Origin of the sequence: Segatella copri (assembly GCF_003465495.1) — a bacterium.
Taxonomy (GTDB): Bacteria; Bacteroidota; Bacteroidia; order Bacteroidales; family Bacteroidaceae; genus Prevotella; species Prevotella copri_G.
In genome coordinates, this window is record NZ_QSAV01000043.1 from 14,702 (window position 1) to 32,879 (window position 18,178).

At 47.6% G+C, this 18,178-nt stretch carries 6 protein-coding genes; all 6 read left to right on the forward strand.

Annotated features, from left to right (window positions below; translation table 11 throughout):
* Positions 1 to 26 precede the first annotated feature (26 nt).
* A complete protein-coding gene (locus DWV53_RS11945; protein WP_118154174.1) occupies positions 27 to 1,499 on the forward strand; it encodes a glycoside hydrolase family 140 protein in 1,473 nt (490 codons plus the stop codon).
* A gap of 39 nt (positions 1,500 to 1,538) precedes the next feature.
* Positions 1,539 to 5,525: a family 78 glycoside hydrolase catalytic domain gene (locus tag DWV53_RS11950; RefSeq protein ID WP_118154177.1), complete on the forward strand. Its 3,987-nt coding sequence runs from the start codon at positions 1,539 to 1,541 to the stop codon at positions 5,523 to 5,525.
* Positions 5,526 to 5,701: 176 nt separating this feature from the next.
* The gene (locus tag DWV53_RS11955; RefSeq protein ID WP_259318985.1) at positions 5,702 to 8,389 is read left to right on the forward strand and encodes an alpha-d-galacturonidase; all 2,688 of its coding nucleotides are present in this window, start codon (positions 5,702 to 5,704) and stop codon (positions 8,387 to 8,389) included.
* A gap of 507 nt (positions 8,390 to 8,896) precedes the next feature.
* The gene (locus DWV53_RS11960) at positions 8,897 to 11,917 is read left to right on the forward strand and encodes a SusC/RagA family TonB-linked outer membrane protein (protein ID WP_367379683.1); all 3,021 of its coding nucleotides are present in this window, start codon (positions 8,897 to 8,899) and stop codon (positions 11,915 to 11,917) included.
* A gap of 13 nt (positions 11,918 to 11,930) precedes the next feature.
* Positions 11,931 to 13,736, forward strand: coding sequence for a RagB/SusD family nutrient uptake outer membrane protein (locus DWV53_RS11965; RefSeq protein ID WP_118154183.1), 1,806 nt, complete (start codon positions 11,931 to 11,933; stop codon positions 13,734 to 13,736).
* A gap of 185 nt (positions 13,737 to 13,921) precedes the next feature.
* Positions 13,922 to 17,911 carry a malectin domain-containing carbohydrate-binding protein gene (locus DWV53_RS11970; RefSeq protein ID WP_118154186.1) on the forward strand — a complete coding sequence of 1,330 codons (3,990 nt, stop codon included), beginning with the start codon at positions 13,922 to 13,924 and terminating at the stop codon, positions 17,909 to 17,911.
* Positions 17,912 to 18,178: the final 267 nt, after the last annotated feature.

An 18,178-nucleotide genomic window follows, 5' to 3' on the forward strand; every position in this document is an offset into this window, starting at 1 on the left:
CCTTAACATCTAAACTCCTTTAGAAAATGAAAAAAATAATGATAACATTGGCGCTGGCTTGCGGAATCTTTACCGCTGCCTCTGCCGCTAAAAACGAAAAGCCTTGGGCTAATGGTAAATTACAGGTTTCTGCCAACCAGCGATTCCTGCAGTTTGAAAACGGACAGCCGTTCTTCATGTTGGGTGATACCGGCTGGCTTCTGCCGGAACGTCTGGATAGAGCCGAGGCACAGTATTATCTTCAGAAATGCCGTGTAGCGGGATTCAATACCGTTCTCATCCAGGTGATGGACGGCACACCTTCCTTTAATATCTACGGTCAGCAGTCGCTCCCTGCCGGATGGGATTTGTCAAAGGCAGACCCTGCAGGTGTCTACAGCTATTGGGATCATCTCGACTACATCATCAAACTTGCCGAGATGAACGGCATCTACATCGGCATGGTAACCATCTGGGGTTCTCAGGTAAAGGCAGAGAATATCAATGCACAGCAGGCTAAGGCATACGGAAAGTTCCTTGCCAACCGCTATAAGAATTCGCCTAATATCATCTGGGTGATGGGTGGCGATATCCAGGGTGATATCCACCCAGAGGTGTGGGAGTCGCTCGCTACCAGCATCAAGAGCATCGATCACAATCATCTCATGACCTATCATCCTCGTGGCAGATATACTTCTGCCAAATGGTGGAGCAAGGCGAAATGGCTCGATTTCCATACCTTCCAGAGTGGTCATCGCAAGTATGGTCAGCGTATGGGCAATAAGGATTATCCTATCCCTGACAATACCGAGGAGGACAACTGGATGTATGTGGATTCTACCTGGGCATACAAGCCTATCAAACCTGTGCTCGATGCCGAACCGAGCTACGAGGATATTCCGAAGGGCTTGCACGATCCTAATGAGGAGCGCTGGCAGGATTATGACGTTCGCCGCTATGCCTACTGGAGTGTCTTTGCCGGTTCCTGCGGCCATACCTATGGTCATAATGCCATCATGCAGATGTTGAAGCCGGGCTATCCTACCAGTTATGGAAGTGATGGAGCCGAGAAGCCTTGGTATGTGGCGCTCAACGATCCTGGATTCAACCAGATGAAGCATCTCAAGAATCTGATGCTCTCTCTGCCATACTTTGAGCGTGTGCCTGACCAGAGCATTATTGCCGGTGAGAATGGCGAAAGATATAACCGTCTGCTGGCTACCCGAGGCAACGATTATCTGCTGGTTTACAATTACAACTGTGTTCCGATGAAACTCGACCTCCGCAAGGTTTCGGGCAGCAGAAAGAACGTATGGTGGATGGATGCTGCCAACGGACAGCTGGAATACATCGGAGAGTTTGACAACAAGGTCATCACCTTCGCTCCTCAGAAGGCTACCCGCGGCATCAGCGATGGTGTTTTCATCGCCATTGATGCCAGCAAGGACTATCTGAAGAAAGACCAGAAGATGATAGAAGACCAGAGTCTGGCTGGTAAGAAAAGAGATTTGAATGAGTAAATAAAGTGAAGAGTGAAGAACGAAGAGTAAAGAATTCAAATGAAGAATAATATATTGATGAGTGTGTTGCTGACGGCATCGCTGTCGGCAGCACTTCCGCTTTCCGCTGCCAGTCATGTTGACGTGGTGAAGATGCGGACGGAGAACCGGGTGAATCCTTTGGGAATCGGAACTTCAACCCCTCGCTTCTCCTGGCAGATTACTTCTGACAGGAAGGGTGTGGTGCAGACGAGTTATCAGATTCTTGTAGCTTCTTCCAGAGAAAAACTGGATAGAAACGAGGCGGATTTATGGGATAGCGGTGAACGCAACAGCGATGAACAGCTGTGGATTCCTTATCAGGGCAAGGCGCTGCTGAGTGGCGCTCAAGCTTACTGGAAGGTGCGTATCACTACCAATAAAGGAAAATCGGAATGGACCGAACCGCAGCTCTTCACCATCGGACTGCTCGGTGAAACCAAATGGAGCGGTACCTGGATTGGCTTGGAAGACCTGCAGCCTGGAGAACAGAAAGGCATGCATACCCGACTGGCAGCACGCTATATCCGCAAGGACTTTGCGGCAAAAGGTAAGGTGAAGCGGGCGGTGGCTTATGTTGCCGGACTCGGTGTCTATGAGTTCTACGTCAACGGACAGCGTATGGGCGGCAGCCAGGCATTGCAGCCTGCACCAACCGATTACCGCAAGACTATTTACTACAATACGTTCGATGTCACTTCGCTCCTGACTGAGAAGAATGCCATCGCCATCAAACTGGGCAACGGAAGAATGTTTCCGATGCGACAGGAGAAGGCATACAAGACGCCTTTTTTCGGTTATCCGAAATGCCGCATCAACGTGAAGGTGGAGTATGAGAACGGAAAGACTGAAACCTGGGCTACCAACAATACATGGAAGTTGAGCTTCGATGGTCCTATCCGCAGCAACAACGAGTATGATGGCGAGGAGTATGATGCCCGCAGGGAACAGGCGCTGAAAGGCTGGACCCAGGTTGGTTTCGACGATAGCCAGTGGCAGAAAGCCGAGCGCTGTGCCATTCCTGACGGTACGCTGATGGCGCAGCCGATGACGGGAATGGTTGAGAAGGAATTCGGTCATCCGGTAAGTCTGAAGCATCGCCACGATACACTCATCGTAGATTTCGGACAGAACATGGCGGGCTGGATCGGTTTCCAGGTCCGTGGCAGGCAGGGTGATACCATCCGTGTGAAATATGCCGAGAAACTGCAGGCTGACGGCAGTCTGTATCTCGACAACTTCCGCAATGCCCTCTCTGAGGATATCTATGTCTGCAATGGTAAGGAGAACGGCAAGCCTTGGCGCCCGGTCTTCTCCTATCATGGTTTCCGCTATGCTGCCATCACCGGTATGAAGAATGCCCGCAAGGAGGATTTCACCGCTTATACCGTGAGCGATGAGATGGCTACCATCGGACATATCGAGACTTCTGATACGATATTAAATAAGGTGTTGAAGAATGCATGGTGGGGCATCTACGGCAATTACAAGGGTATGCCGGTAGACTGTCCGCAGCGCAACGAGCGCCAGCCTTGGTTGGGCGACCGCACGGTGGGTTCGCTGGGAGAGAGTTTCGTTTTTTACAACGAGCGACTCTACAGCAAGTGGATGCACGATATCTGTGATGCCCAGCGTTCGGATGGCAACATCCCGGATGTGGCTCCTGCTTTCTGGAATTATTATACCGATGATGTCACCTGGCCGGCAGCTCTGCCTTTCACCTGTGATATGCTCTACCATCAGTTTGGCAACAGGCAGCCTATCATCGATTCTTATCCATCCATCAGAAAATGGATCAATCATATCCTGGCTGAATATACGGATGAGAACGGCATCATCACCAAGGATAAATACGGCGACTGGTGCGTGCCACCGGAGAAACTGGAACTGATTCACAGTCAGGATCCGAAGCGAAAGACCGATGGCAAGCTGATAGCCACCGCCTATACAATCCGCTGTTTGCAGCTGGCAGAGCAGTTTGCAAACCTGCAGGGCTTGAAGGAAGAAGCTAAGGTTTGGGCAGACCGCAGAAGCGGGATGATAGAAGTCTTCAACAAGCAGTTCCTCACCAACAAGGCAGGAACTTCCCGTCGTCCGGGTCATGTGCTTTATCCAGACAGCATCTATTATGGCAACAATACCTCTACTGCCAATCTCCTGGCACTCTCCTTCGGCATCGCTCCCCAGGAGTTGCGCAGCGAACTCATCAAGCAGGTAGTGAAGGGCATCTGCATCGATGCCAAGGAACATGTCAACTGCGGTGTCATCGGCATCTCCTGGCTCCTTCGCGGTTTGAGCGACAACGGTTTCCCTGATGTGGCTTATCTCCTGGCTACCCAGCGTACCTATCCGTCGTGGGGGTATATGGCAGAGAACGGAGCCACTACCATCTGGGAACTCTGGAATGGCGACAAGGCTGATCCGAAGATGAATTCGGGCAATCATGTGATGCTTCTGGGTGACTTGCTTACCTGGTGCTATCAGTATCTGGGAGGTATCCAGCAGAAGGGTGTCAACGTGCAGCAGGTGGCTGAGGCTGATGCCAGCGTGGCTTACAAGCACATCGTGCTGAAGCCAGCCTTCAGTATTCAGAACTGCGAATCGGTAAAAGCTGATTACGAGACTCCATACGGAGTAGTGAAGAGCCAGTGGAAAAAGACCTTGCAGCATGTGGATTGGGATATCACCGTGCCTTGCAACACCACAGCCGATGTCTATCTGCCTGATGGCAAGGTTGAGACGGTGGGTAGTGGCGATTATCATTATTCGGTAGAAATCCCTACCCGCGATGCTGCCATCCTGAAGGATGAATTCCTTTATGATTACAGCGGCTTCCCATCGGCTCATGCCTCTACCATCACCCAGTTGAAGAATGGTGACCTGGTGGCTGCTTACTTCGGCGGTACCTTCGAGCGCAATCCGGATGTCTGCATCTGGGTAAGTCGTAAGCCGAAGGGTGCCAAGGCTTGGGAGAAACCTATCCTGGCTGCCGATGGTGTTTATCGCCTGGGTACTCCTGAGGCTAAGAAGGCGGGTCTTTCGGGCATCGATGAGAAGACAACTCCGGCTGATAAGGGACCTATCAAGGATGGATTGCGCCGTTTCGGTGTGCCAGCCGGCTACAAATATGATTTCCGCTCTAAGTCAGCCAATATCAAGTTGCCTGCCAATCTGAAGCGCAAGTCTTGCTGGAACCCTGTGCTCTATACTATGCCGGATGGCGAGATATGGCTGTTCTATAAGGTGGGTTCTACGGTTGGCGACTGGACGGGCTGTCTTGTGAAATCGAAGGATGGCGGTAAGACCTGGAGTGATCCGGAGGCTTTGCCAGACGGTTTCCTCGGTCCTATCAAGAACAAGCCGGAAATGGTGAACGGCAGACTCATCTGCGGTTCCAGTACCGAGAACAAGGGTTGGCGATTCCATGTGGAGATTCTCGACTTGAAGACCAAAAAGTGGAAGTATGTGGGTCCGGTAGATGCCGAACTGAAGCCTCGTACCGATGATGTGGATTCGGCTACGGTGGATATGGAGCATCCTATCTACAAGGAGGGTGAGAAGGCAAGATATATCTACAGTATCCAGCCATCTATCCTGAAGTTGAAGGATGGCAGATTGCAGGTTCTGATGCGTACCCATAATGCCAAACTTGCCACCAGTTTCAGCAGCGACGGTGGTGATACCTGGACTCCGGTTACCCTGCTCGACATCGAGAACAACCAGAGCGGTACGGATGCTGTCACCCTGAAGGATGGCAGACACGTGCTCATCTATAACAATTTCGAGACCTTGCCGGGAACCAAGAAGGGACCTCGCACACCATTGAGTCTTGCCATCAGCGATGACGGCACCCATTGGCGTCATCTCCTCACCCTGGAGGACAGTCCTATCAACCAGTATTCCTATCCAGGTATCATCGAGGGAAAGGATGGCAAACTGCATTGCATCTACACCTGGCGCCGCCAGAGAGTGGCGTATAAGGAAGTGGATTTGAAAAAGATAAAATAAGAAAATAGTAAATTAAAAGGATAGAATATGTACGATATACGTATCATACTCTATCCTTTTATTGTTTTAGACCCCACAAACGAATGTTCCTTCATTGATTACAAAAAGAAGGAAACTGCGTCTTTATTTATAAAACAAAGACTAAGACAATGATAAAAGTACAAAAGATTTTTGTGATGGCAGCCCTCGTGCTGATTCCATCTGTATCCTTTGCCCAAAAAGTGAATATCCTGACCGAGAAGAAGGCTTCTAATAGGGAACAGTATGCTGCGGAATATCTACAGAAGAAGCTCAACAGCCTGGGCTTCCCTACTGTGGTGAACGGCAAGAAGGGCGAATATCGCATTTCGCTCTCGCAAGCCAAGGATACTGCCGGACTGAAGAAGGAAGGTTTCTCATGGACCCGCAAGGGAAAGAAAATCCAGTTGCAGGGAAATGATGGCTCTGGTGTCATCTACGGCTGTAACGAAATAGCAGAATACGTGGCTCAGCATGGCTCTCTCAATGTGCCGCTGAAACAGGTAGATGCACCGGAAATGGTGCTCCGTGGTGCTTGTGTAGGTTTGCAGAAGACCGTTTATCTGCCGGGTCATCAGGTTTACGAATACCCTTATACACCGGAGAACTTCCCTTGGTTCTATGACAAGGAACAGTGGATCCAGTATCTCGATATGCTCGTAGACAACAAGATGAATTCTCTCTATCTCTGGAATGGTCATCCTTTTGCTTCGCTCGTTAAACTGAAGGATTATCCTTTCGCCCTCGAAGTGGATGAGGCTACCTTCAGGAAGAACGAAGAGATGTTCTCGTTCCTGACCAGGGAGGCTGACCGACGTGGCATCTTCGTCATTCAGATGTTCTACAACATCATCCTCTCCAAGCCTTTTGCCGATCATTATGGCTTGAAGACGCAGGACCGTCACCGTCCTATCACTCCGCTCATCAGCGATTATACTCGCAAGTCGGTAGCTGCCTTCATCGAGAAATATCCGAATGTAGGCTTGCTCGTCTGTCTCGGTGAGGCGATGAATACCTACGAGGATGATGTGGAATGGATGACCAAGACCATTATTCCGGGTGTCAAGGACGGCTTGAAGGCTTTGGGCAGAACCGACGAACCGCCAGTCCTGCTCCGTGCCCACGATACCGACTGCAAGATGGTGATGGAGGCAGCGCTGCCTCTCTACAAGAACCTCTATACGATGCATAAGTATAATGGAGAGTCGTTGACCACCTATCAGCCTCGCGGTCCTTGGACCAAGATTCATACCGATTTGGCAGCCCTGGGTTCTACCCATATCAGCAACGTGCATATCCTTGCCAATCTCGAACCATTCCGCTGGTCATCTCCTTCTTTCGTCCAAAAGGCGGTAACGGCGATGCACGATGTTCATCATGCCAATGCCCTGCATCTCTATCCGCAGGCTAGTTACTGGGATTGGCCTTATACGGCAGATAAATTGCCTGGCGGACAGCGGGAGAAGCAGTTGGACCGCGACTGGATGTGGTACAAGACATGGGGAAGATATGCCTGGAACTGCCGTCGCGATGTAGCTGCCGAGGGTAATTACTGGGATAAGGTGCTTGCCGATTACTATGCTTCTGATGCCGCTGTTGCTGACAGCATCCGCAAGGCATACGATGAGAGTGGCGAGATTGCGCCTAAGCTCCTCCGCCGTTTCGGTATTACAGAGGGCAACCGTCAGACGCTGCTCCTGGGCATGTTCATGAGTCAGCTGGTGAATCCATATAAGTACACCATCTATCCTGGTTTCTATGAGAGTTGCGGTCCTGAGGGCGAGAAACTCATCGAATATGTAGAGAAGGAGTGGAAGCATCAGCCTCATGTGGGTGAGTTGCCACTCGATATTGTAGCTCAGACCGAGGCTCACGGCGACAAGGCTGTAGCTGCCATCGATGCCGTAGCGAGTCGTGTAACCGGCAATCAGGATGAGTTCCGTCGTCTTCAGAACGATATGCATTGCTACCGTGCCTTTGCCTATGCTTTCGGCTGGAAGGTGAAGGCGGCTCAGCATGTGCTCAACTATAAGTGGGGTAAGGATATCAAGGAATTGGATGCTGCCGTTCCGCTGCTCGAAAAGAGTCTGGAGTTTTATCGTCAGCTGGTAGATCTTACCAAGGATACCTATCTCTATGCCAATTCGATGCAGACCGCCCAGCGCCGTATCCCAATCGGAGGTGATGGTGGCAATATGAAGCATTGGAGTGAACTCTTGCCGAAATATGAGCAGGAACTGGCGAATCTGAAGAAGAACATCACCATGCTCAAGGCTCAGGCTGCGGGTACTTACAAGATGAAGGCTGAGGATATCAAACCTTTGAAGGATGCAACCCAGCAGAAGGGTGCTTTCCTGATGGAGAATATCAATGGCGAGACTAACTTCAAGACAGTGAAGATAGCCAAGGGTGCCAAGCTCTTCAGCGATTTGGATAGTGTAGTGACCGATTTCGCTCCTGAGTTGGCAGGTATGAATGCTTACGTGATGAACAGCAGCAAGCAGCGTGGCGAGTCTACCTCGCTCACCTTCACCACCAAGAAGCCTGTGCAACTCCTGATAGGTTATTTCCGTGATGACCAGATGAAATATGCCAGGGCTCCGAAGTTGGAGACCGATGCCACTGCCAACGATTACGGTCAGGCTGAGCCTCAGCTCACCAGTGCCATCCGCATCGACGGCATGCCACAGGTGAACATCCACAAGTATGAGTTTGCTGCCGGCAAGCATACCCTGCTTTTGCCAAAGGGCTTCCTGCTTGTGCTCGGTGCTACGGGCGATAAGATTACCACTCGTGATGCCGGTTTCTCTGGTGCCGATAAGGCGATTGATTGGCTGTTCTACTAAATAGAATGATATAATTGGAAGGATAGAGTATAGCACAAATCATGTGTTATGCTCTATCCTTTTTTTTATTAGGTGAGTCCACTCGAAAAAGTGGGTTCTATTTAAATCAAACGATAACCTTGGGCAGTTATATTCTGCCCTTGGCGTTAATTAACTCTGGCGAATAGTTAGTGTTCATTAGTTGATCAAACAACTTTAGCACGCTATGCGATCATCTTGAAACACTGGGCAATAGAGCAAGAAACATGTGTATATAACGTATAGAAATCTCAATGAAGGTGATTACAATATTTGGATTCTTTTCGTCTTTATGATAATCTTATTTGTTTGTAGTATACAAACATCACGGCACAGATGATTGGGAACAGACTATTTATGAAGTTAGATTAAAATATAAAAACAAACCTAAAAGACTCAATTATGAAGAAATTGAAAAATCCTAACGCTATCTCAGGAATTACCTCTAAGGTAATGTTGGTTTCGACTATCCTGTTGACTCCAACAACTATGATGGCAAGTAAAATTCAAGGAGGAATTCAAACACCTCTTTCTGTAGTGCAGCAGTCAAACTCCATCAATGGTACTATTGTTGATGAGCTTGGCGAGCCGATGATTGGTGTAACCATCAAAAAGAAAGGTAGTGGTGTCGGTGCCATTACTGACCTGGATGGCAAGTTTTCTGTAAATGTACCTGTTGGTACAGTCTTGGAAATCAGTTACACAGGTTATAAAACTTTTACTATTTCTGCCAAGCAAAATATGGGAATCAAGATGGAGCCTGATGCTATAGGTCTTGAGGAGTTGGTTGTTGTAGGTTACGGTACACAGAAAAAACGTGACTTGACAGGTTCTGTAGTATCCGTAAAGAATGAAGAAGTTGTAGCGGCTCCTACTTCCAACGTAATGGAGGCTTTGCAAGGTAAAATCGCAGGTCTTGATATTACAAAATCCAGTGGTCAGGTTGGTGGCGGAGTAAATATTTTGCTTCGCGGTTCTCGTTCTATCTATGGCGATAACAGTCCTTTGTTTATTATCGACGGACTGCCTGGAAGCTATGATGACATAAGCCCTAACGATATAGAGAGCATCGATGTATTGAAGGATGCTTCATCTACCGCTATCTATGGTTCAGCAGGTGCCAATGGTGTCATCATTATAACAACCAAGCGTGGAGCGAAGAGTTCTAAGACAAGGGTTAATTTTGACGCTTACTATGGTTGGAGTGGTTCTCCTGAGTACAAGAGTGGCATGACTGGTGATGAATGGGTTAATTATTATACAGAGGCGTATAAATATAAAAATGGCGTAGCTCCAGCGAGCGTTTCAGACCTCTTCGGTGGTAACCAGGATTATGTAGATGCTTATAATGCAGGAAAATGGATAGACTGGGTAGATCAGGCTATGGATAATAAAGCTACTACTCAAAAATATTCACTTTCCATCCAGGGTGGAACTGACAAGACAAATGTTTACGCTTCATTGGTGTATAACCGTGACCAGGGATTACTGTCTAATGAGAAACTCAACAAATATTCTGTACGTTTGAACATCGATCAAAAGGTATTTGACTGGTTTAAGGCTGGTGTGTCGACCAATCTCAACTATAGCATCCGTAACCGCGGCGACAACAAGACATTCACAGGAGCATTGAGGGCTTTTCCTCTTGGTGATGTCTTTGATGAATTTGGTGAGTATAACTCTGAGTATATCAATAACCAATACTCTCCTATGGGCGATTATATCAAGAATCAGTATGACAATAATAACCGTTATACTTATATCAATGCAATTGGTTATGCAGAGATTACTCCTTTCAAGGGTTTGTCTTACCGTACTCAACTTAACGGTTCGTTAGGTCATGGCCGCCAAGGTACTTATTGGGGCAATTTGTGTCATGCCAACAGACCTACATATGCAGGTTCGCCACACGCACAGATACAGAACTCAGACAGTTATAGTTATACATGGGAGAATATTCTTTCATACAACTTCAGCATTGCTAATGACCATAACATTGGTGTTACAGGCGTTACTTCTTGGCAGAAGAATTCTAATGAATATACCAATGCAGATGGTAGTGGCCAGGATTTGGACATATGGAAGTATTGGCGTTTGTTGGCAGCTAATAGCCAACGTGTAGAGTCAGGACTGACAACCACCCAAAAAATGTCATACGCCTTGCGATTTAATTATTCCTATAAAGGTAAGTACCTCTTCACTTTCTCAAATCGCTGGGACGGTGTGTCATTCTTCTCTCCAGGCAAGAAATGGGATTCATTCCCTGCAGGAGCATTAGCTTGGCGCGTGTCAGATGAAAGTTTCATGAAAAGCTCAGAAAAGTGGCTTGACAACTTGAAACTCAGAGTGGGTGCAGGTATTACAGGTAATTCAGGTGGCGTAGGTGCTTATTCAACACAAACAAATGCCTATAAATACACTTCTGCCGGCATCACTATAAATGGCAACATAGTGCCGTTCACTCAATATACCGGTACCTATGGTAGTCCTTCTTTGGGATGGGAAAAATCTTATAATTGGAACTTCGGTATAGATATGGCTGTACTCAAAGGACGTCTTGATGGCAGTTTGGATTTCTTCACCACTAAAACACGTGGTTTGCTCTTCAAGCGTACTATGCCTATAACAAGTGGCAGCACAGGTTGGGGCTCTCCTTTGGCTAGCTGGGAAAATATTGCCAAGACTAGCAACAAGGGTGTGGAGTTCACCATCAACAGCCGTAATATCGTTACCAAGGACTTTAAATGGAATACCACATTGACAGGAACTTGGAGCAAGGAAAAGATCGAGAGCTTACCTAATGGTGACTTGATTTCAGAGAATCTTTTCGTGGGTAAACCTATTCATGCTATATACGATTACAAGTATGCTGGTATCTGGGGTACTGATGCTTCACAGGAAGAACTTGATAAGTATGGCGTGAAACCTGGATGGGTAAAGGTTGAGACGATTGAGAAATTTGACGAAAATGGCAATGGTGACGGAGGTGTGCATAAGTACAGCCAGGATGACCGTCAGGTATTGGGACATGAGAATCCTAACTGGATTATTGGTCTTAACAATACTTTCGTCTATAAGGACTTCGACTTGACTATCTATGCAATGGGACGCTTCGGTCAGACTATCTATAGCAAAATGCTCGGTTCATATACAGCAAAGTCTGGAATTGGTACAAATCAAATTTCAGGTATAGACTATTGGACAGAAGAAAACCAAGGTGCTTATTATCCACGCCCTGGTAGTGGTGATGACCAAACGATTGGCAATACAGCCATCAATGTATATGATGGTTCTTTCATCAAGATAAAGAACATCACATTGGGTTATACACTTCCCAAGAGCATCTCTAAGCATGCACTTATGGAGAAGTGCCGTTTCTATTTTACTGCCTATAATCCTTGGATTTTTGCTATGGACAGTAAGTTGAAAGGTACAGATCCTGAAATGGGTGGCTCGGATACTTTCCCAACTTACAAGCAGTTTGTTTTTGGTATAAATATCACATTCTAAACAATTAAGAAAAATGAAAAAGATGAATTTTAAGAATATATTGTTCTCTGCAGCCCTCGCTGCTGGTGCGATGTCTTTAGCTTCGTGCTCTTTGGAAGAAGAAAACCCTGGTGGTTTTACCATGGAGAACATGGCAGCGAACTCGGTTGAGTCATACCAGACTTTGCTTAATCAGTGCTATTTTGGTATGGAACGTTTCTTGTATGGTACGGATGGTTTCATGGAATTGACAGAAGGTGATACAGACCTCTGGACTTACCAAGGAAATCAGAATACTTCCTATACTCAGTATTTTTGGTTCTTCGCAGGTGCAGCACCTAACACCACCTATACAAATGGTATCTGGAACTCTCTCTATGATGGTATTGGCAGTTGCAATATGGCTATCAGTTTGGCAAATAAAGCCCCTTTTAAAACTGAGGCTGAAAGAAATGTCAAAGTTGCAGAAGCTAGATTCTTGCGTGCTATCTATTATTTCAATGCTGTAGAGCAGTTTGGTGGGGTTACCATGATTACAGAACCGGCTAGCTCTATGAATTTTGCTCCTACCCGTACAGAACCTCTAACGATTTATAAGGAAATTATCATTCCTGACTTGGAGTTTGCTGTGGAATGGCTGGATAAAGGCAATGACGCAACTACTACACAGCCTACCAAAAAAGCTGCACTTGGAATGTTGGCAAAAGTTTGTCTGCAGACCAAAGAGTATGCTACGGATGAGTATATACCTGAGGCGCTTGATGCAGCTAAAAAGCTGATAACTGACTGTGAGTCGGGTGGCTCTACATATGGTGCTTACATGTATCCTACGTATGAGGAGGTTTTTGCTGAGAAAAATAATAAAGAAAATAAGGAGGCTCTATGGAAGCATCGCTGGTATGCTGGCAGCGATGGACATGGTTCTAGTAATGGTAACTTCAAATTGAATCGTAACGATGAGAAGTTCCTCTGTAATATCAATAAGTTTGGTGCTCGTGAAGACAATCAGACTAGCCGTCTAACATGGGAAGGCAGTCAGGCAGGTATCTTCATGCCAACTCAGTATTTGCTCAATCTATATGTACAGCAGGATGGAACACTAGACCCACGTTTCCACAAGTCTTTCACTACTCAGTGGAACGCAAATAGGAATTATGAGTGGGACGAAAGTTCAAAGAACAACTTTGGTAAGGAAGATGCCATTGTTGGCAAGAAGCTCAATACAGGCGACTTGGCCATCAAAATCGTGATGCCTCAGGATGCAGATTATGCAGCGGAAGTAAGTAAGAAAGTTACAGCCAACTACTTAATAGTAGATTATAAGGATGTATATGATGATGCAAATAAGAATGTGATAACCGAGCGTGGCGCAGGTGAAAACATGTTCCGCTACTTCTATCCATCTCTTAACAAGCATAATAGCAGCAACTATTATGTTGCTAATGCCAGCAAAAAACGTAATGGAAATTTGAATGCTACATTCATTATACGCATGGCTGAGATTTACCTCATTGCAGCAGAGGCTGATATCTATCTAAATGGCGGGGCTAACGCTATGGGCTATATTAATAAGGTTCGCCAACGTGCAGGGGCTACCCCTCTCACTGGTTCAGCTTCTGTTCGTACAGTATTGGATGAACGTGGTCGTGAGTTATGTGGTGAATACTGCCGCTTCTATGATTTGAAGCGCACAGGAATGTTCAAGGACAATTCATATCTACAGGCTACACATCCAGACTTGGCTAGGTATTTCAAACCAGAGTATGCTCTTCGTCCAATTTCAACAACCTTTACAAATGGTATTAATAATGGCGCTGAATACCAGAATCCTGGTTATTAATTTTTTTTAGATTTAACTAATATATACTCGAGTAGGAGGTGAATGCTAATAATAGGTGTTTATCTCCTACTTTTTATGGTTAATAATTCTAAATAGCATAAACTTTATGTAATTAGTTACAAAAACTATCTCCAAACGTCTTTGTATTTGTAAGATTTAAAATTAATATGTACTAAAATAAAAATATGAAGATCGAAAGAAAAAGACTGGTACTCTTATCTCTTCTTGTCTTTGGCAGCATCACCGCTTTTGCACAGAAAATCAGCCAGAACGTGATGCAGAAGATATACGACGAGGTAAAGACACCTTATAAATATGGTATGGTGGTTGCACCTGAGGACAACTACCACAAGATAGACTGTCCGATGGTGTATCGCGAAGGAAACAGGTGGTTTATGACCTATGTGGTATACAACGGCAAGGACGGAACGGATGGAAGAGGGTATGAAACATGGCTCGCTACCAGCGATGACCTGCTGCAATGGAAAACACTGGGCCGCCTGCTCTGCTATGCCGACAAGGGATGGGATATGAACCAGCGTGCAGGATATCCGGCGCTGATAGACTGGACCTGGAACGGATCCTATGAGATGGCAAAATACAAAGGTCGCCACTGGATGAGCTATTTCGGTGGAGAAGGTACGGGCTATGAGTCCGTCCGCAAGCCTCTCAATATGGGTATGGCTTCTACCAAAGGCGATATCACCCAGGCTCATCCTTGGGAAACATCCCCTGCGCCTGTTCTCTCTATCAACGACAAGAGTGCACAGTGGTGGGAGAAACTCACCCATTATAAAAGTACCGTCTACTGGGATAGGAACAAGACGCTGGGCAAACCTTTCGTCATGTTCTATAATGCCGCTGGCATCAACCCTGCCAACCAGTTGAAGGCAGAACGCATCGGTATCGCCCTCTCCAGCAACATGACTTCCTGGCGCCGTCTGCCTCTCCGCACAGCCAAGCGGAAGACAGGCAATCCGGTCTTCTTTCATGAGGCTCCGGGCATCATTACGGGAGATGCACAGATCGTGAAGTTCCCGCATTATTATGTCATGTTCTATTTCTCTGCCTTTAATCCGAAGAGAAAATACAATGCCTACAATACCTTTGCCGTGAGCCGGGACCTGGTGAACTGGCAGGACTGGGAGGGAGCCGACCTGATTTATCCTTCCAAACCTTATGATGATATGTTCGCCCATAAGAGTTATGTGCTGAAGCATCAGGGTGTGGTTTACCATTTCTATTGTGCCGTGAACCATGCCGGACAGCGAGGCATTGCCGTGGCTACCAGCGTGCCGATGGGGCGTTCGCAGGTTTCTTTCCCGACACTAGAAAAGAAGGGAAAGCGACAGATTATGAGTCTGAATCAGGACTGGCAGGTAAGCTTCGGCAAGACTTCGGAAGATAGTATCACGAAGAAGATGGGAACCTTCCGGGTGAATGTGCCCAACAATCTGGACGATTATTACGGTTACCGCCAGCTGAAGCACGGCAACCTGCATGGTACCGCCACCTACGAGAAGCATTTCTCCGTTCATAAACAGACCGGAAAACGCTATTTCCTGCAGTTGGAAGGTGTGGGAACCTTTGCTACGGTCAAGGTGAACCGCAAGAGTTATCCGAAGGAATTGGTAGGCAGAACCAGCTTTATGCTCGATATCTCGGATGCGCTCCGTGAGGGCGATAATACATTGAATATCAAGGTAGAACATCCTGCCATGCAGACCAATAATCCTTGGCCTTGTGGCGGCTGTTCATCAGAATGGGGATTCTCGGAGGGCAGTCAGCCTTTCGGCATCTTCCGTCCGGTATCGCTCATCGAAACTGATGCGGTGAGGGTGGAACCTTTCGGAGTACACGTTTGGAACAACGAGGCATGCGACAGCGTCTTCGTGGATACCGAGGTGAAGAACTATTCCGACCATGAGCAGACCATCGAGGTAATCAGCAAACTGGCGCTGAGCAGCGGAAAGACCGCTTTCCGCCAGACCGGAAAGATTACCCTGAAGGCAGGCGAGACCCAGGTGGTCCGTCATCAGGCAAAGGTCAGCGATGCCCATCTGTGGGGCATCACGGATCCTTATCTCTATACCCTTTCCAGCATCATCAAACGAGAGGGCAAGACCATCGATGATGTGGCTACCCCTTTCGGCATCCGCTCCATCTCCTGGCCGGTACTCCGACAGAAACAGGCTGCGCTCCGTGGCGATTCAGCCCAGATGGATAAGAAAGACGGCAGATTCTATCTCAACGGCAGTCCGGTTTTCATCAACGGAACCTGCGATTACGAGCATCTCTTCGGTCAGAGTCATGCCTTCTCTCACGAGCAGATAGCTTCCCGTGTCAAGATGATGCGCCAGGCAGGTTTCAATGCCTTCCGTGAGGCTCATCAGCCACATAATCTCTATTACCAGCAGTTGCTGGATGAGCAGGGCATGCTGTTCTGGAGTCAGTTCTCGGCACATGTCTGGTATGATACATCCGCCTTCCGCAAGAACTTCAAGCGTCTGCTGCGCCGCTGGATTAAGGAGCGCCGCAATTCGCCTAGCGTCATTCTCTGGGGCATTCAGAACGAGAGTGTGATGCCGAAGGATTTCACCGAGGAGTGTGCTGCCATTATCCGGGAGATGGACCCTACCGCCCAGACCATGCGCGCCATCACCACCTGTAATGGAGGAGAGGGAAGCGACTGGAATGTGATTCAGAACTGGAGCGGAACCTACGGCGGAACAGCCGATAAATATGATCAGGAATTGAAACAGCCTAACCAGTTGCTGAATGGTGAATATGGTGCCTGGCGCACGCTCGGTTTCCGCAGTTCCGATGCAGAGAAACTGCATGCCGGTGATGCGAAGGCCCTGTCAAAAGCCTATACCGTAGATGCCTTTGTATCTCTTCTCAGCAAGAAGGCGATGCTGGCAGAAAGCGCCAAGGACAGCGTCTGCGGCCATTTCCAGTGGCTCTTCGTATCGCATGAGAACCCAGGCAGAGTGCAGCCAGATGAGGCTTACCGACGCATCGACAAGGTGGGACCGTTCAATTACAAGGGACTTCTCACGCCTTGGGAACAGCCTACCGAAGGCTTCTACTGGTATCGCAATCATTATACGAAGGTGCAGCCTGATACGCTTACGCCTACAGCTGCCGACCGCAACAGAGATCTTCTGAAACCAGCCGAGGGTTATACCTATCTGTATAGAGTGAACTGCGGCGGTGATGCCGTTACAGACAGTTATGGCAGCGAGTGGGAGCAGGACGACAGCGTCTATTCTCATTCCTGGGCAGAGCGTTTCGGCATGAATCCGTTTACGGCGAGTCAGGGACATATCACTTCCCGCATTCATGGTTTGAAATCATCGTCTGCAGCCTCTCAGCATGCTGCGGCTCCTGATGCAAAGCTCTTCCAGTATTTCCGTTGGGGCCGTCATGCGCTGAATTATCAGTTTGCTGTTCCGGATGGAGAATATCGCGTAGAACTCTATTTTGCCGAGCCTTGGCTGGGCAAGCATGAGGGCACCGGTATCGATTGTGAAGGCGAGCGCATCTTTGATGTAGCTATCAACGATTCCGTGGTAGTAGATGACCTCGATCTTTGGGCTGAGGCTGGCTTTGCGGGAGCCTGCAAGAAGGTGGTAGATGTCAAGGTAAAGGGCGGTCTGCTGACCATTTCTTTCCCGGAAGTTAAGGTGGGAGAGGCTATCATCTCTGCCATCGCCATTGCTGCCAAGGGAGAGATAGGAGATGCTGAGAAGTGGAATACCGCCTTCAAGGGCAGCAAGCCTGCGAGCGGAATGAGCAAGACTTACTGGGCTGACCTGGATAAGGATGTGGTAGAGAAATATCCGAAGGAACTGTTGCCTCAGGACAACGAAGTGTTCCCGGCTGTGCGCTATAAGAGCAAGACCTCAACCTGGACCATCAATCCCGGTGTGGCCCGCGAATACATGTTGCGTTTCCGCTATAAGAACACCACCGGTGAGCAGCAGGTAGGCAGGTTGAAGATAGTGGACAGCAAGGGCATCGTCCTGCTGGATAGAGACATGACCTTCCCTAAAACGCCGAACAAGTTCAAGACCATCGGTACCACTACCGATTCTCAGATCAATGCCGGTACCTATCAGATAATCCTCTCCGGTCTTCCGAACGTTTCGTTTGATTATCTGGAAGTGCAATAAAAGGAAATCTGCGCCATTTGCGAAATCTGCGTGACTTAAGAATCTCACGCAGATGACGCAGATGGCGCAGATTTTTTTTCTTGCGCAATAAGTTTTTTTGAGAAAAAAGTCTCAAAGTCTCATTATTTGGTGGAAATATCTTTGTAAGACGTTGGTATATAACGATATGCGAAAATGAGACTTCCTGATATCTTTACAAAAAAGTATCATAGAAGTATCATAAAATAGTAAGCGGCTCCGCGTTTATACCTTGCATAATTCAAAAAA

Bases quoted from the DNA above. Each gene is read 5' to 3' on its own strand.
- DWV53_RS11945 (WP_118154174.1), top strand. From the start codon at position 27: ATGAAAAAAATAATGATAACATTGGCGCTGGCTTGCGGAATCTTTACC.
- DWV53_RS11950 (WP_118154177.1), top strand. From the start codon at position 1,539: ATGAAGAATAATATATTGATGAGTGTGTTGCTGACGGCATCGCTGTCG.
- DWV53_RS11955 (WP_259318985.1), top strand. From the start codon at position 5,702: ATGGCAGCCCTCGTGCTGATTCCATCTGTATCCTTTGCCCAAAAAGTG.
- DWV53_RS11960 (WP_367379683.1), top strand. From the start codon at position 8,897: ATGATGGCAAGTAAAATTCAAGGAGGAATTCAAACACCTCTTTCTGTA.
- DWV53_RS11965 (WP_118154183.1), top strand. From the start codon at position 11,931: ATGAAAAAGATGAATTTTAAGAATATATTGTTCTCTGCAGCCCTCGCT.
- DWV53_RS11970 (WP_118154186.1), top strand. From the start codon at position 13,922: ATGAAGATCGAAAGAAAAAGACTGGTACTCTTATCTCTTCTTGTCTTT.